This window comes from Deinococcus sonorensis KR-87, assembly GCF_040256395.1.
GTDB lineage: Bacteria > Deinococcota > Deinococci > Deinococcales > Deinococcaceae > Deinococcus > Deinococcus sonorensis.
The window spans coordinates 2,903,867-2,924,920 of record NZ_CP158299.1; the positions used below are offsets into that span (position 1 = coordinate 2,903,867).

Below are 21,054 nucleotides of genomic sequence, written 5' to 3' on the forward strand. Positions count from 1 at the left end.
TACTGATGCCGACCCTCGAACCGATCACCGAGCTGACGCCCTTCTATCTGGCGGCGCTGGCGGCCCTGGCGGTGTGCTGGCTGGTACAGGTGGCCCGCCAGGCCCGGCAGGGCGAGCGGCCTCACTTCACGCTCCTGACGCCGGTGGCGCTGGCGCTGCTGGCCGCCGCCCCCCTTACCGAGGTGTACGCGCTGTTCGGAATGGGCGCCGCGCTGCTGCTGATCGGCTTCTACTGGCCCTACGCCTACCGGGCCGCGCCGCTCCCGCAGCAGGCCTCGGTCACGGCGCGGCCCGCGCTGGCGCTCACGACCGCCGGCCTGCTGCTGCTTTCACCTCAGCTGGCGGCCCCCTCTCCCGGGCTGGCCGTGACCGGCGTGAGCGCCCTGCTGCTGCTGATGGGCCTGCTGCTGACCCGGCTGCTGTTGCCGCTGCGGCGGGCTCCTTCCCTGCCGGCCGGCCTGAACGTGCGCTTCGGCAGCTCGCGCGTGCCGGCGCTGCCAGACCTGGAGCTGCATCTGGATCAGGGCACCGCGCGGCTGCACAACATCGGACCGGCCAACCTGTATCTGGCCGGCTGGTCTCCCGGCAGCGTCAACAGCTGGCTGATCCCCAGAGACGACACCGGCCATCCGCTGCAGCTGCTCCCCGCCGGCAGCGTGGCGACCCTGGCCCCCTGGCCCGCCCACGAGCAGGGACTGCGGGTCTGGTACGTGCGCCAGGATCAGCCGGACGTGCCGCTGCTGTACAGCGCCGAGTGGCAGGCCCCTGACCGGCCCAGCCGGGTCCTGAACTGAGCGGTCCGCCGGGCCGCACTTACGCTTCCTTGATCTGACCGCACTCGGTAAGACAACCAACCATTCAGCGCTGGGCCGGCCCGGACACTGCCTTCATGAGTACGAATGTGGTGGTCACCGGAGCGGCCAGGGGCATCGGGCGGGCAATCGCCGAGCTGTACGCAGAGCGCGGCGGGCGGGTGCTGTCGGTGGACCTGCACCAGCCGCCCGTTCTGCGCGGTCAGGAGCGCATCAAGGCCGATATTGCCACGACCGCCGGCCGCGCCCGCATCGGGCGGGCGGCGCGAGAGAAGCTGGGCCGGGTGGACGTGCTGGTGCACAACGCGGCCTACCAGGAGGCGCACGGCGGCACGCTGGAGGTGTCTGAGCGCGGCTGGCTGCGGACGCTGGAGGTGAACCTGACCGCGCCGCTGCTTCTGACCCGCGAGCTGATCGGCCTGATGCCGCAGGACAGCGCCATCGTGAACGTGGCGAGCGTACAGGGCCTGTTCGCGGAGCCGGGCAACGTGGCCTACAACAGCAGCAAGGGCGGGCTGGTGAACCTGACCCGGGCCATGTGCCTGGACCTCGCCCCGATGGGCATCCGGGTGAACGCGGTCGCGCCGGGCGCCATCGCGACCGAATCGCTGTTGCAGGGCGTGCAGGCCACCGACGACCCCGAGCAGACCCGCCGCGACTACCAGGACCTGCACGCGCTGCGGCGCATCGGGGAGCCGCGCGAGGTGGCGCAGGCGGTGTACTTCCTGGGCTCGCCGGAGGCCAGCTTCATCACCGGAGCGATCCTGACGGTGGACGGCGGCATGACCGCCAGCTTCATGATGGCCGGGAGACCTGTATAAAAAAGTCGTCTCAGCGGGCATCCTCCAGCTCCACCTGATTTGAAATCCCATGATTTATCCCTGATATCCTGCAGCCGCACCCAGGTTCAGGGTCAGGTGCCGCTTTTCTTCGGGCAGGGCATGGCGATAGGTGTCCATCGTGATGCTGATGCGACTGTGGCCCAGGTGGGCGCTGACCGCCGCCACGTCCGCACCGCCCGAAAGCATCAGCGTGGCCGCCGTGTGGCGCAAGCCGTGCGGGTTCAGCACTGGCACCTCGGCGGCCTCGCACACCCGGCGCATGATCCGCTTCATCGCGTCCGGGTGGTAGGGCGTGCCCACCAGGGTGTGAAAGACATACTCGGGCTCCCGCCAGCCCGGCAGGCGGGCCTCCCGCTCGGCTTCGACCTGGGCCACCTGCCGCTGAAGGCACGCCAGCGCATCGCCCGCTACATGCAGCACCCGCCGCCCAGCGCGGCTCTTGGGGGCTGCCTCGTACACTGGCCCCTCCCCTCCGCTTCGGGTGGCCCTGATCTCGACCGTTCCGGCCTGCAGGTTCACGGCATCCCAGCGCAGGGCCAGCGCCTCGCCCATCCGCACGCCAGTCAGCAGGCTGAACACCAGCGGCCCCGCGCTGCGGTCCGCCACCGCCGCCCGGTAAAAGGCCCGCGCCTGCTCGGCATCGAACGCCTTAACCACCCGTCCCGGCGCGTCCAGCTCAGCCCTGGAGCGCCGCAGAGCCAGGTGGTCGGCAGGGTTCACGCTGATCAGCTGCTCCACGTCCACGGCATAGGCCAGCAGCCCCCGCATCACGGTATGGACCAACCGCACCGCACTGTGCCCGAGCGGGCCGTGCTTTCCCTCGGCATCAGGCTTCCGGGTCTTCAGAGCAGCCAGCCATGCCACCAGCTGTGGGCGCCGCACCTCAGTGACCTTGACTGATCCCCAGCGCGGCAGCACCTCCCGCTCCAATGCGGCCCGGTATCGCCGCTGTGCGCCCTCAGCAAGGTCCGCCCGGCTGGCCAGCCACCGTGGCCCGACATCTCCCACGGTGGCCTTGCTGACCGCCACACCAGCCCGCCCAGCATCGGACTGCTGTGAGCGCAGGAAAGCCCTGGCCTCGGCCTCAGTGCCCCGGATGGTGCGGCTGACCTGCCGCCGCTTCCCCATCGGGTCGGTGGCCGTGAAGCGTACCTCCCAGCGGTGGGTACGGCGCCGCTCATCCAGTACAGCCAGAGATCGCATGCTGCCCTCTCCGTGCCCGCGCTTCGTCTGGGTCATGGCCTCCATTTTACCGCTGAGTCAGTCAGGCTGACTACGGCACACGCCGAAATTCTCGCTCCTGGCGCGAATTCAGCCATCTATTGTGCAATTTAAATTGCAAGGTGCATTACACACCTCGGCTCCGCCTCCGAGCTGGCAGACTGCTGACACGCGGGGCCGCCATCGCTCTCCCCCTCCCTACCCCGCGCCCACTTGAGCAGCACCAGTGCGGCGCCAGCGGCATCCCAGGGCTCACGTGTTCTGGTACCCATCAAACAGCGTCCAGCGCGACCATTGGGCATGCTTGAGCACCCCACCCAACTCCTCACCGTCGCGCAGGTTTGCTCTGCTCTCCAGCTCAGCAGGGGGACCGTTGAGCGGCTTATCCGCAGCGGCGCTCTCCCGTCCGTCAATGTTTCGACCACCAACACCCGCAGAGCGCACCGCGTGCGCCCTGCTGACCTCGCCATGTTCCTCATGGCCCACGAGGAGACCCGCCATGAGTAAGCTCACTCCTGAAGAGATCGCCCTGTTCCAGCAGCAGATGGCCGCATTGGACGCTGTGCTGCGGCCCGGCATCGACCCCACTCGCCCGTATGAGGAGGCCGAGCCGCAGGGCATCAGTGCTCCCACCGCGCTGGCTTACCTGGGCTGGATCGCGCCGGTCGGCATCACCTACACCGAGACCATCTCGGCCATCGGGGATGCGCTGAGGCTGAGCCCGGACCGCGTAACCGCCCGCCTGTTGCAGCTGGCCCGGCGCCCGGAGCTGGAGAACGTGCTGCGGCGGCCCACCTATACCGGCCACGACCTGCTCAAGGCGGTTGCTGGCATGGTCCTGATCACCCAGGAGTAGCCCGGTGCCCGCTGATCTGCCCCCCACCCTGTTCGATACTTCGCGGGCAACCGTGAAGGATGGGCACGGCTGGGGGGCCATCAGCGAGGACCAGACTGCTGGGCGGGCGTGGCGACAGGCCCAGCAGCCGACTACCCCTCGCCCGGCACCTGTTGAATCCGCAAGTAAAAAAGTTGCGGATCAACAAGAAAAACTTACGGTTTTCGGATACACGAGCGCTGAGGCTGAGGAGCGGCAGCTCCAGTACCTCTCAGGCCACCCCGGCAACCCGATCTGCCGCCGCTTGGACCGCTACGACACCAGCCGCAGACCCTCCCTGCTCAAGCAGACCCAAGAGATGCAGCTCGCCTGCGGCCCGGTGGTGGCGGTGACCTTCCACCTACCCGCCTCCAGCTCACAGCTGGAGATCGAGCAGGCCCACGCCAACTACCTCACTACGGTTCGTGGCGCTTGGAGGGCATTCAGCGTCCTGCAGTACGACTGCGAAGGCCAGCCGCACGCCCACGCCACGGTGCCCTTGCGGGCCATCGGGGCGACCTGCCCAGTCTGCGACGGGACGTGGCATCGTCACAGCTGGCGGCAGCACGACGGCAAGACCGGGCGGGGGTGGCGGTGCAGCGGCTGTGAGCTGACATGGCGGGTGATTCGGAAACCGAACAGCTGGAACCCCGAGCGCCGGGACGCTGAGCGCTGGGCCGCCTATCAGGCCGGTCCGCCGATGGCGCTGGCTCACCAGCCCGAGAAGCTGGCGTTGGCGAACGGCTTGTGGTGGCTGATGCGGGACCAGCGCTACCGCGCTACAGGCCGCAAGAGCGTTCGGCTGAAGATCACCCAGCAGGGCACCGCTGAGACCCCTTCGCTCGCCCTGCTGACCCTGCGGGTGCTGCAGGCGTGGTCGCTGGCCGCGCTGCACCTCCAGACTCTGAATATTCTGGTGCAGACCCAGGCCGCAATGCTCCTCCAGACTCTGGACGTGTTGGTGCAGACTCTGACGGCCCTGCTCCTGGCCCTGAGCTGCACCGCAGCGCCGCCTTACCCCCTGCGCCGCCCTGGCCGCACCCTGCACCATCCCCGCGCTCAGCGGGGCCTCCAGCGCCCTCGGAACGCACGTGCTGGCCCTGCGAAAAGGGAGCAGGGCGCACGAAGCGCCCCGCCCTGTTCCCTCACCACACAGCAGCCAGCTGTACTTACTACTGTACCACCACCCCGAGCGCACCGTTTCCCAGGACTGGGGGCCGATCCACCCCCGCGCCGCCATTACGCCAACAGCATCACCACCGCCTTACTGTATGTCTTAGGCGGAATCCATCCCCCGGCCAGCTGCCCATCAGCCGCTGCCGGGGTGTCGTATACCCTCGATTCCCAGCCTCACCGGCTAGTGCCGGAGCGATCTGAACCGCCGCCCCGCGCCCGCCCCATCAACCCACGGGCAGGCCCTGCTTCTCTTCTTCTTTCGTGAGCAGAAGCGCAGCGACTGCAGCAAGGCTGAAGCCAATGCACTGCGACAGCGCAGTATGAAAGCTGCTCCATCGCAGGGGAAGGTAGCGCCGATCAACCGTAACTCTCGGCCATCGCCAAAGCACTACCTGCAGGTCCGCAGGACCACCTGTGAAGCCTGCCAGTATTCAGTGGCCCGGAGCGCAGCGACAGAGTAAGGCCAAAGCCACAGCGATCTGACTGAGCAGAGCATCGACCAGACAGCCACCTCGACCTGCACAGCGTGCTGTGCCGCGCCAGCAATGGCGTTCTGAAGGCCTGAGGGCAGCGACCTCAGCGCAGCGTGGCCGAGCACGGCAGGGCCAGCAGACCGGAGCGGGGTTGCTACCCGGTGCGCTTACCTTTCCCCAGCTCCGCCGAATCGGGCAGGGAGGTTACCGCTGCTGCTTGAGGGCAGCCTCCATCCGGCGCTGCCGCTCGTACCACTCGGCCACGATCTGCTCGTCACTCAGCCCGTCCAGGGCGGTGGTCACCTCACCGAGAATGTCGGCCACGGTGCGGGCTTCCTGACGGGCGTGGGCGGCATAGCGGCGATCGGCTTCGGTCATCCCTTACATTTTACTGCTGACCTCAATTGGCAGGAGGGCCGACCACGGGCATGTCCTGCTCCCTTTCTTTCGTGAAGCAGGAGCGCAGCGACTGCAGCAAGGCTGAAGCCCTGAAGACAAAGCCCTGCGATGATGCTCAAGAGCAGGCCACCCTCAGAAGAGGCTGTCCATGCCCTTGTCCTTGCTCTTGGTAGCCAGCGTCTTGGTGGCCTTCTGCTCGTAGGAAACGTTAACCGCGCCCTTCGGCATATCCGGCTGCTTGCCCGCCAGGATGTCCTGCACGGTCAGCACCTGTACTCGCTGGAACGCCTTCCCGCCATAGCTGTAGCTACCCTGCTGAGCCGCCTCCTTGAGTACCCCAGCAGTCGGGGGCGCCAAGCAAATGAACACCCCGATGGCGGCCTGCTCTTTCGTCAGTACGCCCGCCAGATCGCGCACCATGCCTGCAGTCAGGTTCTTGCCGCCCTTCACGCTGATGACCACCTTCTCCACTTTGCCGCCATCAGGCCGCAGGAAGAACATCTGGCCATCGATGCCGCCGTCACCGCCCTTTTTCCCCTTCTTGCTGTCACCGATGGCGCCGTAGGGCTGGGCGCCGATCTCACCCAGTACCCAGAACTGGAACTGGTAGGCGCCGTCTTTCTGATCGAAGAGGTACTGAGCGCCCTCGACCGTGGTCGGCGTTCCCTCCTCTCGCAAATCTTTGGCTTCCAGCCCGAAGTCGCGCCGCAGTCGGGCTTTGATCAGCGCGACGGACAGGTGGGTAATGTCAATGCCTATCCAGTCGCGCTCCAACTTTTCAGCGGCACAGACTGTAGTGCCACATCCACAAAAAGGGTCCAGCACCACGTCACCAGGGTTACTGCTGGCCCTGACGATGCGCTCCAGCAGGGCCAGCGGCTTCTGAGTGGGATAACCGAGGCGCTCTTGGGCCAGGTTGTGCAGTGGCTTGATATCTGTCCACACGTCGCTCAGGGGCACACCTTTTTGCTCGTCGGCGTACCGCTTAAGCTGTGGGACGCCTCCAGCCTTAGCGGGCCAATGGATACGCCCGATGCTATCGAGTCTATCCAGCTCATCAGGTGGAACTGCCCAGTGGCGGCCCTTCGCTGTGACATTGATGCCCCTCCACACTTCGCCTGTCGCTCCGTTTCGGGTCCCTGCCCCAGTCAGGTCTGACCTGCGCCACCTTCTACCGTCAGCATCACGGTGAACATAGAACTCATCCAAGTAGTCGGGGTCATATGGCGTGTACTGAGGGTTCCACGTATAGTCCTCGGACTTTCCGTAGTGGAGAATGGTGTCATGAACTGGACCGAAGCGCTTCGCGCTGTTGTGGGCGCTGGTCCTCTTCCAGATGATCTCACTCAGAATTCGCCCAGGGCCAAAGATGACATCAAGAATGGTCTTGAGGTAGTGACTGGCAGTTGGGTCGCAATGCAGGTACAGGCTGCCGGTGGGCTTCAGCACACGATGCAGCTCGACTAGCCGCGCTGCCATCATCACGAGATAGGCGCTGAGGTCATTGCGACCCAGCCGGGCCACGGTGTCGCTCAGGAAGCGGGCCAGCTCGCCATTGATCTGGGTCAGCTCCAGCAGCAGCTGCTCGTCTCCTGGTCCCCAGTGCCATGTGTCGGTGAACGCCAGCACTTGGGCGCTGTCCTGATGGTCGCCCTGGTCCCGAAAGAGCACGTTGTAGTCGGCAGCGCTGTTGAAGGGGGGGTCCAGATACACGAGGTCCACCGACTCGCTGGCGATGCTCTCCCGCAGAACCTTGAGGTTGTCGCCCAGGTAGAGCTGACGGCTGCGCTTCGGAGTGGATGAGACGGCGACTGATTTGGCAGGCACCAGCACAATCTGGCACGCCTGCTGTCACTGCCTGCTTTCACATGTGGTCGGCGCGGGCGATTCCGATGATAAATTTTCGTATCAACGGGATGACGCCGGATACCCAGGCCGGGTGGAGCACTCCCTGAACCGGGCCAGCCACTCCAAACAGTGCGCTCGTCCTGATAGTGGTGGCTGTCTGGCCACCCCAGGCTCACTCCTCCGCACCATCGGGGCGTAAGGCTGACAGCTCCTCCAGAGTGTCATAGGTGCCCGGCAGGTAGTTCACCGTAGGCAGCAGCGGCATCTGGCAGAAAAGCTCCACGTACTCGTTGAACCGAGCATCAGCGAACGGCGTGATCTCCAGCATTCGACCATCCGGGGGGCCAGAATTCACGGTGAGCACGTACCCAATCGGCGGGTACGCGATTTCAGAAAACAGGCTGCCTGGGCTATCACCCCCTCGGTACACGAAGGGGCTGTACCTCATCCTGCTGGACAAGGTGTAGAAGCAGTACACCCTGTACTGCGGCGGCAGGCCAGTCAGCGTCCGGTTCAGAACGAATTCCCGCAGCGCTGGGTTTCGCTGTCCGAACACGACCGGGTTGATGGACAGGAACATTGAGATGACCTGCTTAATGACGTGGAGCGGGAAGGTGCGGTACGGCAGGGCAAGCAGGCCGCCATGCTGGAGCTGCAGAACGTGCTCCAGACCCTGAGCGGTCCACGCAATGAAGTGCGGCCCGTAGAGGTTGCCTGTGGTGGTGTTGCAGCGGTCGCAGAGGCTATACCTGCCCATACCGCGCTGCATGGTTTTGCCCCGCAGCGGGTCGCCTGGGAACGCCTGGGCGTCAAGCAGCTTCTGAAAGCTGGTCACGACGACAGGACTCGAATTCAGCGCCTGCCGGGGCGGGATGTGCTCAAAGGTCAGCGGCCCCTGCGCACCACAGATGTGGCACTCCCCCTTCCGCTGCCCCTGCCCGCCTATGGCAAGCCCCACATCAGCCGGGCAATCCGGTTGGCGCGGATCATGAACCGCTCCTCTCGGAGGTAAGCCGGTTGGTCAGCGACGTGACGCGCCCAGAACCGGGCCTCCATCTCCTCCATCGTCTCCCCAAACCGACCATCTACCCCAGAGCTGACCGAACGCGGCACCTGATCGTCGTACCACCTCCACGCATCAGCTCGGCGGACCCGCAGCACCCGCCCGAAGCGGGCGGCACGCAGTTGCCCTGCTTCAATGGCCTCGTATACCGCAGCGCGGCCAATGCGGAGCAGCTGGGCCACCTCGGGCACGGTCATCACCTCGGGCTCGGTCACGCCCAGCAGAATACCGTCCAGGCCATCCCTGGAGCATCCCTTAAACGGGCTAGGATCAGGGGCGACGAGACGAGACGAGACCGGAAGTTGGCGGTCGGTAAAACCGCTCCTGAACGGCTCCGGCAAGATCAGAGGGACCGGCCTGGGTCCCCCTGAGATATGCGTACCCCCAGCTTCATGATGGCCGGCAGACCGGTGTAGGCGGAGCCAGCAGACGTCAGCCGGACCGCTGGGGCGGTCCGGCTGGTGCTGCCCCGCTCAGTGACCCAGGATCTTGCTCAGGAACTGCTGGGCCCGCTCGTTCTCCGGGTTCTGGTAGAAGGCCTCCGGGGTGGTGTCCACCACGATGTTGCCCTGATCGAAGAACACCACCCGGTCGGCCACCTCGCGGGCAAAGCCCATCTCGTGCGTGACCACCAGCATGGTCATGCCGGTGCGGGCCAGCTCCTTCATCACGTCCAGCACTTCCTTGATCATCTCCGGGTCCAGGGCGCTGGTCGGCTCGTCAAACAGCATGATCTTGGGGTCCATGGCGAGCGCCCGGGCGATCGCCACCCGCTGTTGCTGCCCGCCGGACAGCTGGGCCGGGTACTTCTCGGCCTGCTCCTCGATGCCCACCCGGCGCAGCAGGTCGCGGGCGCGCTGCTCGGCCTGGCCCTTTGGCAGGCGGCGCACCCGCATCGGGGCCAGCATCAGGTTCTGCAGCACCGTCAGGTGCGGGAACAGGTTGAAGCTCTGGAACACCATGCCCACCTCGCGCCGGATGCGGTCGAGGTTCTGGCCGTCCCGCAGCTCCATGCCGTCCACGGTGATGGTGCCCTGCTCGTGCGGTTCCAGCCGGTTGATGGTCCGGATGAAGGTGCTCTTGCCGCTGCCCGACGGCCCAATGATCACCACCACCTCACCAGCCTTCACCCGCAGATTCACGCCTTTGAGCGCCTGAAAACTGCCGTAGCGCTTGTGCACGTCCTGCGCGACGATGATGTCAGGGGCGGACTCGGAAACGCTCTGGGTCATGCGTCAGTCTAGAGCATCCGCTTCGGCAGGCACCTCACTCCTCGCGGTACAGCCGGCCTCGGGTGTTCCCGTCCAGCACTACCGTATCGTCCATGGTCAGGGCTGCCGTGGATGAGAGGTAGATGCCGTAGTTCTCACTGCCCGACACCGTGCTATGGCTCAGCCGCAGCCGCCCGTTCTGGCTGTAGATGCCGTTGCCGAACAGGCCGGTGTTGCTGCGCGCGCCGCCCCCCACGATGTCCACGTAGTCCAGGACGTTGTCGTGGTTGCTGCCGATCTGCAGGCCATCCCAGAAGCCGGGGGTGCCGGCCTCCTCGCCCTCGAAGCGGATGTGTGCCTGCGCCGTACCCACCGCCTTCAGGCTGCCGTTGTCGTCCACGTTCAGCCATCCACCCTCGCGGAACACCAGTCGCGCGCCCGGCTGCAGGGTCAGCGGGGCCTCCACCTTCAGCGGCTCGTCAATGCGGTACCCGATGCCGGGCCAGGTGGCGGCGTCCTTCAGGTCGCCGTCGTCCACCACCACCAGACCCAGGCCGTTGGGGCGGGTGCGGCCCTGGTAGTCACTGGCCGCGTCCAGCTGACCCACCTGACTGGCCGGCAGGCTGACCGGCGCCTTGCCGTTGCCCTGAAAGCTGTTGCGCGCGAATTTTCTCAGGGTGCCGTAGTCGTCCACGCTCAGGCCGCGCCCCTTGTTGCCGCTGATCACGCTGTCCTGCAGGCTCAGCTGGCCCCCCACCGTCACCTGAATGGCCGCGTCGGTGTTGACGTCGCTGCCGGCGTCCCGGACCTGCACGAACTGCAGCACGTTGCGGGCGCTGCGCGAGCCGAACAGCAGCCCCTCCCAGAAGCCGGGGCCGCTGCTGGCGCCGGCGAAGATCACCGGCGCCTTGGCGGTGCCCACCGCGTTCAGGCTGCCGTTGTCGTCCACCACCAGGGCCGCGTCCTCGGTGAAGTGCAGCACGGTGCCCGGCTGAATGCTAAGGGCGGCCGTCACCTTTACGAAGCCGCTGATCAGCACGTCACAGCGGCTGCCGGCCAGGTGGGTCCAGCGGGTGTCCTTCTCGACATCGTCTTTGATGACCACGCGGCAGGCGGGCGCGGTGGCCGCGTGGGTGACCGACAGGGACAGCAGCGGAATCAGGGCCACCGCCAGCGAGCAGCGGCGCATCAGGGCAGGAATGGACATGGGTGTACCTCCGGCCCCACTGTACGGAGGCCGGGCGTCAAACTGGCGTCAAACGGAGGCGAAGGCAGCGCCGGACACTGAAGACGAGACGGACTCCAGCGGCGTCTCCAGAAAGGCGCGCCGCTGCCGGGGCGGCAGCCCGCTGGCCTGTTCCAGGCGCAGCGCGCGGGCCTGTGGCCGCTCGCCCAGCCACGCCAGCACCTCCGGCGCCTCGGCGAACTGGAAGCGCTGCAGGCCGCGCCGCACGGCCGCCCGTCCCTCCCCGGTGGCCCGCAGCTGCTGCACCGCCGCCAGCCAGGCGAGGTGCGGGTGGGCATGCTGCCGGTGCTGCCGCGCCACCGCCAGCAGCCGCTCCGGGGTGGCCTCCGGGTCCTGATGCACCGCGTGCAGCTCGGTCAGGTCGGCCAGCAGGCCGTAGCCGTGCGTCCGGAAGCGCTCCCCCACCTGCTCCAGCTCCTGTCGGGCCGCCGCCGAGGGCAGCCGCAGCAGCGCCAGCTGCATCTGCGCGATCAGCTGAGGCCGGGGCGTTCCCGCCTGCCGGGCCAGCTGCAGGGCCTCATCCAGCAGGGACCGGGCCGCCGCGCGCCGGCCAAAGCGCAGTTCCAGCAGGCCCAGCCGGGCCAGCAGCGCGCTGTGCAGCTCCGCCGGTGTATCGGGGCCCACCAGGTCCAGCGCCTCCTGTACCGTGTTCCAGCAGGGGCCGTACGCGCCCGCGTAGCGGTGAAACTCTGCCAGGTTCAGCAGCGCGGTGATCTGCACGGCGCGGTCCTGCTGCAGGGCGGCCAGCTGATACGCCTCCCGGGCCATGCGGGCCGCGTCGGCATAGCGGGCCAGCTGTTCGTAGCTGCCCGCGAGGTTGTTGAGGGCCGCCGCCGTGGCCGGCCGGTGCCCCAGCTGCCGCGCCAGCGTGAGCGCGCGCTCGTGATGCTCCACGCTCTGCACCCGCCGGCCCTGCAGCGCGTAGACGGTCCCCAGGTTCAGCCGCGCGCGCAGCTGGACCAGCGGCGCACTGGCCCGCAGCAGTGGCCTCAGCCGGTGGGCCGCCTCGTCCAGCCGGCCAGCGCCGAGGGCATAGGCGCCCAGCAGCAGTTGTGCTTCCTGGGCGCTTTCCATCCGCCCCAGCCGCCGCGCGATGTCGAGCGCCGTGCGGGCCGCCTCTGCGGCCGCTTCCGGTCGCCCGGCCCGCTGACGGCGCTGCGCCTGCACCAGGGCCAGCCGCAGCAGGACGTCGTCGTCCTGGGTCTGGAAGGCCAGCTGTTCCAGCTCCGAGAGCCACAGCTGCTGCCACACGTCCTGGCGCGTCTGCTCGGCATGCTGCTCCAGCACGAACAGCGCCTCCAGTCGGTGTGCGGCTGAATCGCTGGCCCACAGCGCCCGCAGCGCCTGGGCCCGCGCCTGCTGCGGCTGTGTGCCCAGCATGGCCCGAGCCGAGGCCAGCAGGTGAGGCACTGCGCTGGCCCCGTCCTGCGCCCGCAGGAAGTGCTGCGCGATCCGCTCTGGCGCCGCTCCTTTGCCCTGGAGCAGCCGCGCGGCGCGGGCGTGCAGCAGGACGCCGGCCACTTCCGGCACCGGTTCCTTCAGCGCCTCCGCAGGCACCAGGGCCAGCCGGCTGGCCACCTCCAGCGCCGACCTCGCATCCCCATACAGCAGGTGCGAGAGCGCCTCCGGGTCCGGCTCGCCCCACACGCTCAGCGCCCAGCCGAGCCAGCGGTCCGGCAGAACCGGCACGGCGCCGGTTTCACGCGGTTCTGGCTCCGCGTGGCCAAACTGCCGCGCCAGCAATGCCCGTTGCCGCCCGGCCCAGTGCTGACGCTGCTCCTCCAGCCAGCCGAGGAACCCGGGCGCGGCGACCCGCTCCAGCCCCTCCAGAAACGGCGGCTCCAGCTGTTCCGGCGTGCAGGTGCCCGCGTCCAGCGCCGCCCGCAGCTCGGCCAGATCGCTGCGGCCGGTGTAACGGAGCTGGGCCTGCCCCTCCAGCTGCACCCCGGCGCGGCGCAGGGTGTAGAGCGCCTGCCTCAGATGCTGCGGGTCCTGGTCCTCCCACAGCAGGGCACTCAGGGCGGAGCGGGTGGCCGGGCGCGGCGCGGTGGCCGCCAGGTAGCACAGCAGCGCCAGCGGCTTGCCCACCGGCAGCGAAAGCGGCTGCTCCCCGGCCCAGACCAGCGGGACGCCGAACAGCTGCAGCCGCATCAGCCGGCTCAGCCCCCGAACCCGACCGGGTTGCCACCCTCCCAGCCGCCCAGAATGTGCACGTGGGTGTGAAAGACTTCCTGGCCGCCGCCCTGGCCCACGTTGATCACCAGCCGGTAGTCCTGCAGCTGTGATTTTGCCACCCGGATGGCCGTCTGCATCAGCTCGCCTAACTGCTGCGCGTCCTCAATCTTGTCCAGGCGAGTGCTGACCCGCTTGGGAATCACCAGCAGGTGCACCGGGGCTTTTGGCGCAATGTCTTTGATGGCGATGTAGCCATCGTCCTCATAGACGACCGTGCTGGGGATCTCGCGGGCGATGATGCGCTCGAACAGGGTGGCCATCTGCCCACTGTAATGCAGCGTGCCAATTGTCGGAGCACCTTCATGGGGCCTTCATGTCCAACATCTAGACGGAAGCCCCCTGCATACAACCGGGTGAACCAAGCGCGTTCGACCGGCGAGGCCAGAGCCTTCCGGGTACGGAGGAACCACCATGAAAATCACCGACATGACCGAACAGCACAGCCGCCGCGCCGCCCTCGCCACCCTGGGCAAGCTGGGCCTGGGGGCCGCCGCCCTGGGTCTGGTGCAGCCGGGCAGCCTGGCCGCGCCCGCCAAGGACATTGACCCGCTGGTGCTGAACTTCGCGCTGAACCTGGAGTACCTGGAGGCCGCCTTCTACCTGGCCGCCGTGGGCCGCCTCAAGGAACTGCAGGCCATCGGCGGCGGCGCCGAGATCCGGCTGCCGGCCGGGCTGGACGGCAGCATGGGCATGCAGTTCAAGGACGGCAACGTGGAGGCCATCGTCAAGGACATTGCCGAAGACGAGCTGGCGCACGTGAAGTTCCTGCACGCGGCGCTGGGCAAGGCGGCGGTGGTGCGTCCGGTGCTGGACCTGGGCATGGCCTTCGACGCGGCCGGTCAGGCGGCCTCGGGTGGCAAGATCAAGGGCTTCAACCCCTACGCGAACGACCTGTTCTTCCTGCACGGCGCGTTCATCTTTGAGGACGTGGGCGTCACCGCGTACAACGGCGCGGCGACCCTGATCACCAACCCCGCCTACCTGCAGGCGGCGGCCGGCATTCTGGCCACCGAGGCCGCTCACTCCGGCGCGATCCGCACCCTGCTGTACCAGCAGCGTCAGGTGACGGCGGCGGCCGGGCTGTACGTGGGGCAGGTCATCGCGGCCATCAGCGCGCTGCGCGGCAAGGTGGGCGGCGGCAAGGACGTGGGGCTGAGCGACAACACGGGCGCCGTGATCGCGGCGGCCGACAAGAACGGCGTGGCCTACGCCCGCACCACCAATGAGGTGCTGAACATCGTGTACCTGGGCGGCAAGGGCAAGGGCGGCTTCTACCCGAACGGCCTGAACGGCGCCATCAAGTAAGGCCGGAACAGGACGGGGCGAGCAGCCTGACGAACGTGGCTGGACGTTACCCCACGTGCCAGACGAACGTGGCTGGACGTTACCCCACGTGCCAGACGGGGGTAGCTTGAAGGTCCACTCCCTGCAAACAACAGCCAGCAGGTCGCATCACCCCCACCCGATCCGCTGAAGAATGCATCGGCCCCGGATCAACACCGACTCGGCCCTCTCAGGAGTGGCCGAGTCGGTGTTTTGCGCCCGTCAGGGTACGGTGATGCTTGCCCTGAATTCACCGGTCTCGCCCTGCCGGGCCTTCACCACCGTTTTGGCCAGCACCTCCGCCTTGCCGTTGGTGGTCCGGGTGATCTGCGCCCCGTAGCTGCCCGTGGTGCTCTGTTCGCTCAGCACCTTCCACTGCACCCGCACGTCATTCTTCCCGGGCGTCAGGAACGGCCGCAAGTCGATGGACTGACTCTCGGTCAGGTTGGACGGTTCGTTGGTGGTGATGCTGTAGTAATGGCCGTTCACTGAAAGCGTGAACTGCGAAACGCGCCCGTTCCCCACCGCCGTGCCGAGCTGCATGCCGTAGGCCGCCGCCTTGTTGTCGCAGCGCACGCTGTTCTTGGGCGGCGCATCGAAGCGGAAGGTCAGGGTCTTCTGGCCCGGATAGTAGTCGGTCCGGAAGGCGGCGATGGTGGTGAAGCGCGAACCGTTGCCCACCTTCAGCGACACCCAGCCGGTCCGGACATCCCGCTTGTTGGCGTCGCCCGTGACCTTCCAGCTCACCGTCAGCGTGTTGCCGGTGGGCTTGACCTTGCTGGTCACGTCCGCGCTCTCCGAACTGGTGCTCTTGGCAGAATCGGTGCGCAGCGGGGTTGCTCCGTTGAGAGACGCGGTCAGCTGCATCTGTGAGGTGCTGCTCGGCGTCACCTTCAGCACGTAGCTGAGGGGCGCACAGGACGTGGAGTCATCCAGCTGCGCCCGGACCGGAGCGGCGCCCAGTGCCGCACACAGCCCGAGGACCCCAGCCGTTCTCATGAGCGTGGTCATGCGCGTATTGTTCCCGGCCCGGGTGATGCCGGGCTCTGGATTCGGTGAAGATCAGGGGTCCAGCAGCGCCTGCACGCCCTGCACCGGCGACAGCGTCCCAGCCTGCACCGCGGCATGGACCTGCTGCCAGCGGGCCGGGTCCAGGCCCGCCTGAAAGCTGGCCCAGACCGCCTCACGCAGCAGCTCGTCAAACCAGCCGAGCAGCTGTGCATGCCGTTTATGCGCCAGTTCCGGCCCCAGTTCAGCGCGGTACTGCTGCACCGCCGCCCACACTTCAGGCAGGCCCGCCCCGCTCAGCGCACTGGCCTGCAGCACCTGAGGCCGCCAGCGGGCACCATGCGGCGTAATCAGCCGCAGCGCCGCCCGCAGTTCGGTCTGGGCACGGGTGGCGGCGGCCGGGTCCAGGTCGGCCTTGTTCACCACACACAGATCGGCCAGTTCCATGATGCCGCGCTTGAGGCCCTGCAACTCGTCGCCGGCGTTCGGCAGCGTCAGCAGCACGAACAGGTCGGTCATGGCCGCCACCTGCGTTTCGCTCTGGCCCACCCCCACCGTCTCCACCAGCACCACGTCGAAGCCGGCCGCCTCGCACAGCGTGATGGCCTCGCGGGTGCGCCGCGCCACGCCGCCCAGCGTGCCGCCCGACGGACTGGGCCGGATGTAGGCGGACGGATGCACCGTCAGCTGCGGCATGCGGGTCTTGTCGCCCAGAATGCTGCCGCCGGTTCGGGCGCTGCTGGGGTCCACGGCCAGCACCGCGACCCGGTGCTCGGCCTCGGTGAGCAGCAGCCCGAAGCGCTCGATAAAGCTGCTCTTCCCCACGCCCGGCACCCCGCTCAGCCCGATGCGGACGCTCTGGCCCGCGTGCGGCAGCACTTCGGCCAGCAGGTGCTGGGCTTCCTGCTGGTGGTCCGGGCGGGTGCTCTCCACCAGCGTGATGGCGCGGGCCAGCGCGCGGCGGTTTCCAGCCAGCAGCGGCGTGGTCAGCGGATGCATGTTCCAGATGGTAGAGCCTGACACCACACATCAGAAGGCCCCACCGCCGGACCTGCACGTGACGGTGGGGCCGCGGCCTGCGGCTCAGGCGAGCGGCGTGGGGGTCATGACCGAGAACGACGCGCCCGACGGATCAGCCAGCAACGCCATGCGTCCATACGGCGTATCCATCGGCGGCTCCAGCACCTGACCGCCCTGCTCGGTCGCCACATGGAACGCCTGATCCACGTCCGTGACGTAGAAGTAGGTCAACCAGCGGGCCGGGCGACCCCCTCCTCGCCCATTACGCCGGCATACCCCTCGCCGTTCCGGTGCAGCTGAAGGTAGTCCATGCCCGGCACCGGAACGCTGTCCGCCCGCAGAAGGGCGGTGTAGAAGGCGGCAGCCCGTGCCGAGTCCGGGGTGTGCACCTCCACCCACACCACACTTCCCTGATCGTCCCGGTTCTCGGCACCCTGGTGCGCGCCCGACTGCCACAGCCCGAAGACCGCGCCAGTCGGGTCGCTGAACACCCCCATATGCCCCTGCTCGCCCACCTGCATCGGGGCCACCACCGTCTGGCCACCCAACGCCTGCACACGCGCGGCGTCCGCTTCCAGGTCATCGCTGGCAAAGTAGACGGTCCAGACGCTCGGTACGCCAGCCCCGGCGGGCCTGGGGGCCAGGCCCGCGGCCACCCGGCCCTGTTGAAAGGCCATCGCGTAGCCGCCGTACTCGCTGGCGCTCTCTCCGTAGACCCAGCCGAACAGGGCGCTGTAAAACGCCCGGCACGGCTCCGGGGCAGTGGTCGTCAGGTCCGTCCAGCTTGGCAGTCCGGCAGCATATGTCATGGATTCCTCCTGTTGTTTGCGCGTTCAACAGAAGTATAGGTTACATTTGATTTTATGTCCAATACGTAATAAGGTTTATCGCTTCAAGACCCGGCATATAATTCAGGGGCATTGCCCTGCTTTGACCGCCGCCACGTCCCGGATCAGGGTCTTCAGATCGGTGTGATCGAACTTGGCACGGTAGCCGGTCTCGGAAACGATGCGGCCACGGCCGTCCAGCCGCGCCGTCAGGGTGTACAGCTGGCCCACGAAGCCGTTGGCGCTGGCTTTCAGGCTCAGCAGGCGGCCGCTCGCGTCGTAGTACTGGGTCAGGCGCAGGGTGTTGTCTGGGGTCAGGCGCACGTACCGCAGCACTCGCGCGTGCCCGGCGCTGTCCTGCAGCACGGTGTAGCCCGCCTTCTGACAGGCGGGCGTGAGCGGCACCGGGCGCAGCAGCGGGGTGGCCGCACCAGCGGTGGGGAGAGCGGTCAGCACAGCCAGGCACAGCAGCGGACTCTTCATGCCCCCAGCCTTGCACATCAGGCTGACGGAGAACTGGCCGCCTGCCGCTCACGGATCAGCCGCAGGACGGCCCCCGCACTGTCCAGGATCGGCGTGCCCGGCCCGAAGATGCCCGCCACGCCCGCCTCCCGCAGGGCGGCGTAGTCCTGCTGCGGAATCACCCCGCCCGCGATCACCAGGATGTCGCCCGCCTCCTGCGCGCGCAGCGCCGCAATCAGCGCCGGAATCAGCGTCTTGTGCCCGGCCGCCTGACTCGACACGCCCACCACATGCACGTCGTTCTCGATGGCCTGACGGGCGGCTTCCTCCGGCGTCTGGAACAGCGGCCCCACGTCCACGTCGAAGCCCAGGTCGGCAAAGGCGGTGGCGATGATCTTGGCCCCCCGGTCGTGGCCGTCCTGCCCCATCTTGACCACCAGCATGCGGGGCCGGCGGCCCTCCTCGGCGGCGAAGTGGGCCACCTCGTCCCGCAGCGCCGCGAAGCCCTGGTCGTCCTGCATGCCCTGGGCGTACACGCCGCTCAGCGTCTGCACCACCGCGCTGTGCCGGCCCCAGACCCGCTCCAGCGCGTCGCTGACCTCGCCCACCGTGGCGCGCGCCCGCATCGCCTCCACGCTGAGCGCCAGCAGGTTGCCGCTGCCGTCGCGGGCCGCCTGCTCCAGCGCCTGCAGGGCCGCCTGCACCGCCTGCGGGTCGCGCTGGGCGCGCACCTGCGCCAGCCGCGCCACCTGCGCGTCCCGCACAGCGGCGTTGTCGATGTCCAGCACCTCCACCGGGGTCGGCTCGGCGGCACGGTACTTGTTGACCCCCACGATCACGTCCTCGCCGCGCTCGATGCGCGCCTGCTTACGGGCCGCCGACTCCTCAATGCGCAGTTTGGGCACGCCCGACGAGATCGCGCGGGCCATGCCGCCCAGCCCTTCCACCTCAGCCATCAGCCGGCGCGCCTCCTGCGCCAGATCGTGGGTGAGGCGCTCCATCATGAAGCTGCCGCCCCACGGGTCGACGACGGCGGGAATGCCCGTTTCCTCCTGCACGATCAGCTGGGTGTTGCGGGCGATGCGCGCCGAGAACTCGGTGGGCAGCGAGGTGGCCTCGTCGAAGCTGTTGGTGTGCAGGCTCTGGGTGCCGCCGAACACCGCCGCCATCGCCTCGATGGTGGTGCGCACGATGTTGTTATAGGGGTCCTGCTCGGTCAGGCTCCAGCCGCTGGTCTGGCAGTGGGTCCGCAGGGCGCTGCTCAGCGGGTTCTGCGGCGAGAACTGCTGCATCAGCTCGCTCCACAGCAGCCGGGCGGCGCGCAGCTTGGCCACCTCGGTGTAGAAGTCCATGCCGATGGCAAAGAAGAAGCTCAGCCGGGGCGCGAAGCTGTCGATGTCCAGGCCGCGGGCCAGCGCCGCCCGCACGTACTCCAGACCGTCGGCCAGGGTGTAGGCCAGCTCCAGCGCAGCGTTGGCGCCCGCCTCCTGCAGGTGGTAGCCGCTGATGCTGATGCTGTTGAAGCGCGGCATCTCGGCGGCCGTGTACGCGATGATGTCCGCCACGATCCGCATGCTCGGCTCCGGCGGATAGATGTAGGTGTTGCGGACCATGAACTCCTTGAGGATGTCGTTCTGGATGGTCCCGGACAGCTGGGCGCGCGCCACGCCCTGCTCCTCGCCCGCCACGATGAAGGCCCCCAGGATCGGCAGCACCGCCCCGTTCATGGTCATGCTGACCGACATTTCCTGCAGCGGAATGCCGTCGAAGAGCAGCCGCATGTCCTCCACCGTGTCGATGGCCACGCCGGCCTTGCCCACGTCGCCCACCACGCGCGGATGGTCGCTGTCGTAGCCGCGGTGGGTCGCCAGATCAAAGGCCACCGACAGCCCCTTCTGTCCGGCCGCCAGATTGCGGCGGTAGAAGCGGTTGCTCTCCTCGGCGGTGGAGAAGCCGGCGTACTGGCGCACGGTCCAGGGCCGCGCGGCGTACATGGTGGCGCGCGGGCCGCGCAGGTAGGGCGGCAGGCCCGGCAGGGTGTCCACGTCCAGGCCGTCCAGATCCTGGCGGGTGTACAGCGCCTTGAGGGTCAGGCCCTCCGGCGTGACGCGGTTGAGACTCTCCGGCTCGGCGCCGCGCAGGTCCTTGCGGGCGAGCGCCTTCCAGGCCGTGAGGTCGGGGGTGGGCGTGGTCATGCGGCCTCCTTGGTCAGCGCCATGATAACGAACGTTTGGCACTGGTGGAACGGCCGCCCGCGGCCTTGGGGCCACCTTACGTTTCCTCTCACCTGATGGACAATTGTGGGCCTTGCAGCGTTGTGCGCTGTTGGGGCCACCGTTCAATGGTGGAGCACACTACCTGCACCCCGGAGGCCCCATGAACACCCGCACCCTGCTGACCGCCGTCCTCAGCGCTGGCCTGCTGGCCAGTTGCGCCCCCGCCCTGACCGGCCCCACCGCCGCCACTCCCGGCCGCCTCAACGTGGCCCAGCCGGCTCCCACCGTTCCGGCCGGCACCCTCACCGTCTTCAGCAACAGCTTCCGCAACGGCGGCCCGATCAGCCTGGCCCAGGTGGGCAGCGACTGCGGCGGCGGAAACATCTCCCCCGCGCTCAGCTGGACCGGCGCCCCGGCCGGAACCGTCAGCTTCGTGGTCACGGCGTACGACCCGGACGCCCCCACAGGGAGTGGCTTCCGGCACTGGACGGTCTACAACCTGCCGGCCACAACGACCAGCCTACCCGCCGGCGCCGGCAGCACGGGCGGCAGCCTGCCGGCCGGTGCCGTCCAGGGCGTGAATGATGCCGGCACCACGGCGTACCTGGGCCCCTGCCCCCCGCCCGGCGAGCCGCACCGGTACATCTTCACCGTGTACGCCCTGAACAAGACGCTGGACCTGCCCACCGGCGCCAGTCAGGCGATCGTGGGCTTCAATCTGAACGGCATCACGCTGGCCAAGGCCAGCACCACCGGCCTGTACGGCCGCTGACCACACGGAGGAGGGAGCCACGGCGC

The 21,054-nt window shown here is 68.0% G+C and carries 22 protein-coding genes; 7 read left to right on the forward strand and 15 right to left on the reverse strand.

Going from position 1 to position 21,054, the window contains the following annotated elements; translation table 11 throughout:
• Positions 1-5: 5 nt before the first annotated feature.
• On the forward strand, positions 6-794 hold the full coding sequence (locus tag ABOD76_RS19560) for a hypothetical protein (RefSeq protein ID WP_350243625.1): 789 nt from the start codon (positions 6-8) through the stop codon (positions 792-794).
• Positions 795-889: 95 nt separating this feature from the next.
• Positions 890-1,633, forward strand: a complete 744-nt coding sequence (locus ABOD76_RS19565; protein ID WP_350243626.1) for an SDR family NAD(P)-dependent oxidoreductase — start codon at positions 890-892, stop codon at positions 1,631-1,633.
• Between the two features lie 54 nt (positions 1,634-1,687).
• On the opposite strand, the gene ABOD76_RS19570 is transcribed toward ABOD76_RS19565, so the two are convergent.
• A complete protein-coding gene (locus ABOD76_RS19570) occupies positions 1,688-2,893 on the reverse strand; it encodes a tyrosine-type recombinase/integrase (protein WP_350243627.1) in 1,206 nt (401 codons plus the stop codon).
• Between the two features lie 282 nt (positions 2,894-3,175).
• Between ABOD76_RS19570 and ABOD76_RS19575 the strand changes: the two genes are divergently transcribed.
• Genes ABOD76_RS19575 through ABOD76_RS19585 form a run of 3 tightly spaced genes read left to right on the forward strand, consistent with a single transcriptional unit; the run spans position 3,176 to position 5,190 of the window.
• Positions 3,176-3,382, forward strand: a complete 207-nt coding sequence (locus ABOD76_RS19575) for a helix-turn-helix domain-containing protein (RefSeq protein WP_350243628.1) — start codon at positions 3,176-3,178, stop codon at positions 3,380-3,382.
• Positions 3,375-3,731 carry a hypothetical protein gene (locus ABOD76_RS19580; RefSeq protein WP_350243629.1) on the forward strand — a complete coding sequence of 119 codons (357 nt, stop codon included), beginning with the start codon at positions 3,375-3,377 and terminating at the stop codon, positions 3,729-3,731. The genes ABOD76_RS19575 and ABOD76_RS19580 overlap by 8 nt, the downstream gene beginning before the upstream one ends.
• 4 nt (positions 3,732-3,735) lie before the next feature.
• A complete protein-coding gene (locus ABOD76_RS19585) occupies positions 3,736-5,190 on the forward strand; it encodes a hypothetical protein (RefSeq protein ID WP_350243630.1) in 1,455 nt (484 codons plus the stop codon).
• A gap of 412 nt (positions 5,191-5,602) precedes the next feature.
• Here the strand turns inward: ABOD76_RS19585 and ABOD76_RS19590 are convergent, their stop codons facing one another.
• The 8 genes from ABOD76_RS19590 to ABOD76_RS19625 all read right to left on the reverse strand — a co-directional run bounded on the left by ABOD76_RS19590 (position 5,603) and on the right by ABOD76_RS19625 (position 13,660).
• On the reverse strand, positions 5,603-5,776 hold the full coding sequence (locus ABOD76_RS19590) for a hypothetical protein (RefSeq protein ID WP_350243631.1): 174 nt from the start codon (positions 5,774-5,776) through the stop codon (positions 5,603-5,605).
• 153 nt (positions 5,777-5,929) lie between these two features.
• Positions 5,930-7,630 carry a site-specific DNA-methyltransferase gene (locus ABOD76_RS19595; protein ID WP_350243632.1) on the reverse strand — a complete coding sequence of 567 codons (1,701 nt, stop codon included), beginning with the start codon at positions 7,628-7,630 and terminating at the stop codon, positions 5,930-5,932.
• A 187-nt stretch (positions 7,631-7,817) separates the two neighbouring features.
• Positions 7,818-8,480 (reverse strand): hypothetical protein, encoded by a 663-nt coding sequence (locus ABOD76_RS19600; protein ID WP_350243633.1) that lies wholly within the window; start codon positions 8,478-8,480, stop codon positions 7,818-7,820.
• A gap of 107 nt (positions 8,481-8,587) precedes the next feature.
• Entirely contained in the window at positions 8,588-8,923 is a 336-nt protein-coding gene (locus tag ABOD76_RS19605; RefSeq protein WP_350243634.1) for a helix-turn-helix domain-containing protein, read from the reverse strand.
• Between the two features lie 258 nt (positions 8,924-9,181).
• Positions 9,182-9,940, reverse strand: a complete 759-nt coding sequence (locus ABOD76_RS19610) for an amino acid ABC transporter ATP-binding protein (protein WP_350243635.1) — start codon at positions 9,938-9,940, stop codon at positions 9,182-9,184.
• A 34-nt stretch (positions 9,941-9,974) separates the two neighbouring features.
• Positions 9,975-11,126: a hypothetical protein gene (locus ABOD76_RS19615; RefSeq protein WP_350243636.1), complete on the reverse strand. Its 1,152-nt coding sequence runs from the start codon at positions 11,124-11,126 to the stop codon at positions 9,975-9,977.
• Between the two features lie 48 nt (positions 11,127-11,174).
• Positions 11,175-13,316, reverse strand: a complete 2,142-nt coding sequence (locus ABOD76_RS19620; protein WP_350243637.1) for a tetratricopeptide repeat protein — start codon at positions 13,314-13,316, stop codon at positions 11,175-11,177.
• Positions 13,317-13,324: 8 nt separating this feature from the next.
• A complete protein-coding gene (locus ABOD76_RS19625) occupies positions 13,325-13,660 on the reverse strand; it encodes a histidine triad nucleotide-binding protein (protein ID WP_350243638.1) in 336 nt (111 codons plus the stop codon).
• A 151-nt stretch (positions 13,661-13,811) separates the two neighbouring features.
• Between ABOD76_RS19625 and ABOD76_RS19630 the strand changes: the two genes are divergently transcribed.
• Positions 13,812-14,705: a ferritin-like domain-containing protein gene (locus ABOD76_RS19630; protein WP_350243639.1), complete on the forward strand. Its 894-nt coding sequence runs from the start codon at positions 13,812-13,814 to the stop codon at positions 14,703-14,705.
• 240 nt (positions 14,706-14,945) lie between these two features.
• On the opposite strand, the gene ABOD76_RS19635 is transcribed toward ABOD76_RS19630, so the two are convergent.
• The 6 genes from ABOD76_RS19635 to scpA form a co-directional block, all read right to left on the reverse strand.
• Positions 14,946-15,734, reverse strand: coding sequence for a hypothetical protein (locus tag ABOD76_RS19635; RefSeq protein WP_350243640.1), 789 nt, complete (start codon positions 15,732-15,734; stop codon positions 14,946-14,948).
• Positions 15,735-15,785: 51 nt separating this feature from the next.
• Positions 15,786-16,730, reverse strand: coding sequence for a methylmalonyl Co-A mutase-associated GTPase MeaB (meaB, locus tag ABOD76_RS19640; RefSeq protein WP_350243641.1), 945 nt, complete (start codon positions 16,728-16,730; stop codon positions 15,786-15,788).
• 84 nt (positions 16,731-16,814) lie between these two features.
• Positions 16,815-16,982 carry a VOC family protein gene (locus ABOD76_RS19645; protein WP_350243642.1) on the reverse strand — a complete coding sequence of 56 codons (168 nt, stop codon included), beginning with the start codon at positions 16,980-16,982 and terminating at the stop codon, positions 16,815-16,817.
• Positions 16,979-17,560: a VOC family protein gene (locus ABOD76_RS19650; protein ID WP_350243643.1), complete on the reverse strand. Its 582-nt coding sequence runs from the start codon at positions 17,558-17,560 to the stop codon at positions 16,979-16,981. The genes ABOD76_RS19645 and ABOD76_RS19650 overlap by 4 nt, the downstream gene beginning before the upstream one ends.
• Before the next feature lie 102 nt (positions 17,561-17,662).
• Positions 17,663-18,061 (reverse strand): hypothetical protein, encoded by a 399-nt coding sequence (locus ABOD76_RS19655; protein ID WP_350243644.1) that lies wholly within the window; start codon positions 18,059-18,061, stop codon positions 17,663-17,665.
• Positions 18,062-18,078: 17 nt separating this feature from the next.
• Entirely contained in the window at positions 18,079-20,235 is a 2,157-nt protein-coding gene (gene scpA, locus ABOD76_RS19660; RefSeq protein ID WP_350243645.1) for a methylmalonyl-CoA mutase, read from the reverse strand.
• Between the two features lie 181 nt (positions 20,236-20,416).
• Here scpA and ABOD76_RS19665 point away from each other — a divergent pair, with 181 nt between their 5' ends.
• Positions 20,417-21,028 (forward strand): YbhB/YbcL family Raf kinase inhibitor-like protein, encoded by a 612-nt coding sequence (locus ABOD76_RS19665; protein WP_350243646.1) that lies wholly within the window; start codon positions 20,417-20,419, stop codon positions 21,026-21,028.
• Positions 21,029-21,054 lie beyond the last annotated feature (26 nt).

What these genes read in the sequence shown, in the direction of transcription:
- ABOD76_RS19560 (WP_350243625.1), top strand. Translation starts at nt 6, where the DNA reads ATGCCGACCCTCGAACCGATCACCGAGCTGACGCCCTTCTATCTGGCG.
- ABOD76_RS19565 (WP_350243626.1), top strand. Translation starts at nt 890, where the DNA reads ATGAGTACGAATGTGGTGGTCACCGGAGCGGCCAGGGGCATCGGGCGG.
- ABOD76_RS19570 (WP_350243627.1), bottom strand. Translation starts at nt 2,893, where the DNA reads ATGACCCAGACGAAGCGCGGGCACGGAGAGGGCAGCATGCGATCTCTG.
- ABOD76_RS19575 (WP_350243628.1), top strand. Translation starts at nt 3,176, where the DNA reads ATGCTTGAGCACCCCACCCAACTCCTCACCGTCGCGCAGGTTTGCTCT.
- ABOD76_RS19580 (WP_350243629.1), top strand. Translation starts at nt 3,375, where the DNA reads ATGAGTAAGCTCACTCCTGAAGAGATCGCCCTGTTCCAGCAGCAGATG.
- ABOD76_RS19590 (WP_350243631.1), bottom strand. Translation starts at nt 5,776, where the DNA reads ATGACCGAAGCCGATCGCCGCTATGCCGCCCACGCCCGTCAGGAAGCC.
- ABOD76_RS19610 (WP_350243635.1), bottom strand. Translation starts at nt 9,940, where the DNA reads ATGACCCAGAGCGTTTCCGAGTCCGCCCCTGACATCATCGTCGCGCAG.
- ABOD76_RS19615 (WP_350243636.1), bottom strand. Translation starts at nt 11,126, where the DNA reads ATGTCCATTCCTGCCCTGATGCGCCGCTGCTCGCTGGCGGTGGCCCTG.
- ABOD76_RS19620 (WP_350243637.1), bottom strand. Translation starts at nt 13,316, where the DNA reads ATGCGGCTGCAGCTGTTCGGCGTCCCGCTGGTCTGGGCCGGGGAGCAG.
- ABOD76_RS19625 (WP_350243638.1), bottom strand. Translation starts at nt 13,660, where the DNA reads ATGGCCACCCTGTTCGAGCGCATCATCGCCCGCGAGATCCCCAGCACG.
- ABOD76_RS19630 (WP_350243639.1), top strand. Translation starts at nt 13,812, where the DNA reads ATGAAAATCACCGACATGACCGAACAGCACAGCCGCCGCGCCGCCCTC.
- ABOD76_RS19635 (WP_350243640.1), bottom strand. Translation starts at nt 15,734, where the DNA reads ATGACCACGCTCATGAGAACGGCTGGGGTCCTCGGGCTGTGTGCGGCA.
- meaB (WP_350243641.1), bottom strand. Translation starts at nt 16,730, where the DNA reads ATGCATCCGCTGACCACGCCGCTGCTGGCTGGAAACCGCCGCGCGCTG.
- ABOD76_RS19650 (WP_350243643.1), bottom strand. Translation starts at nt 17,560, where the DNA reads ATGACATATGCTGCCGGACTGCCAAGCTGGACGGACCTGACGACCACT.
- ABOD76_RS19655 (WP_350243644.1), bottom strand. Translation starts at nt 18,061, where the DNA reads ATGAAGAGTCCGCTGCTGTGCCTGGCTGTGCTGACCGCTCTCCCCACC.
- scpA (WP_350243645.1), bottom strand. Translation starts at nt 20,235, where the DNA reads ATGACCACGCCCACCCCCGACCTCACGGCCTGGAAGGCGCTCGCCCGC.
- ABOD76_RS19665 (WP_350243646.1), top strand. Translation starts at nt 20,417, where the DNA reads ATGAACACCCGCACCCTGCTGACCGCCGTCCTCAGCGCTGGCCTGCTG.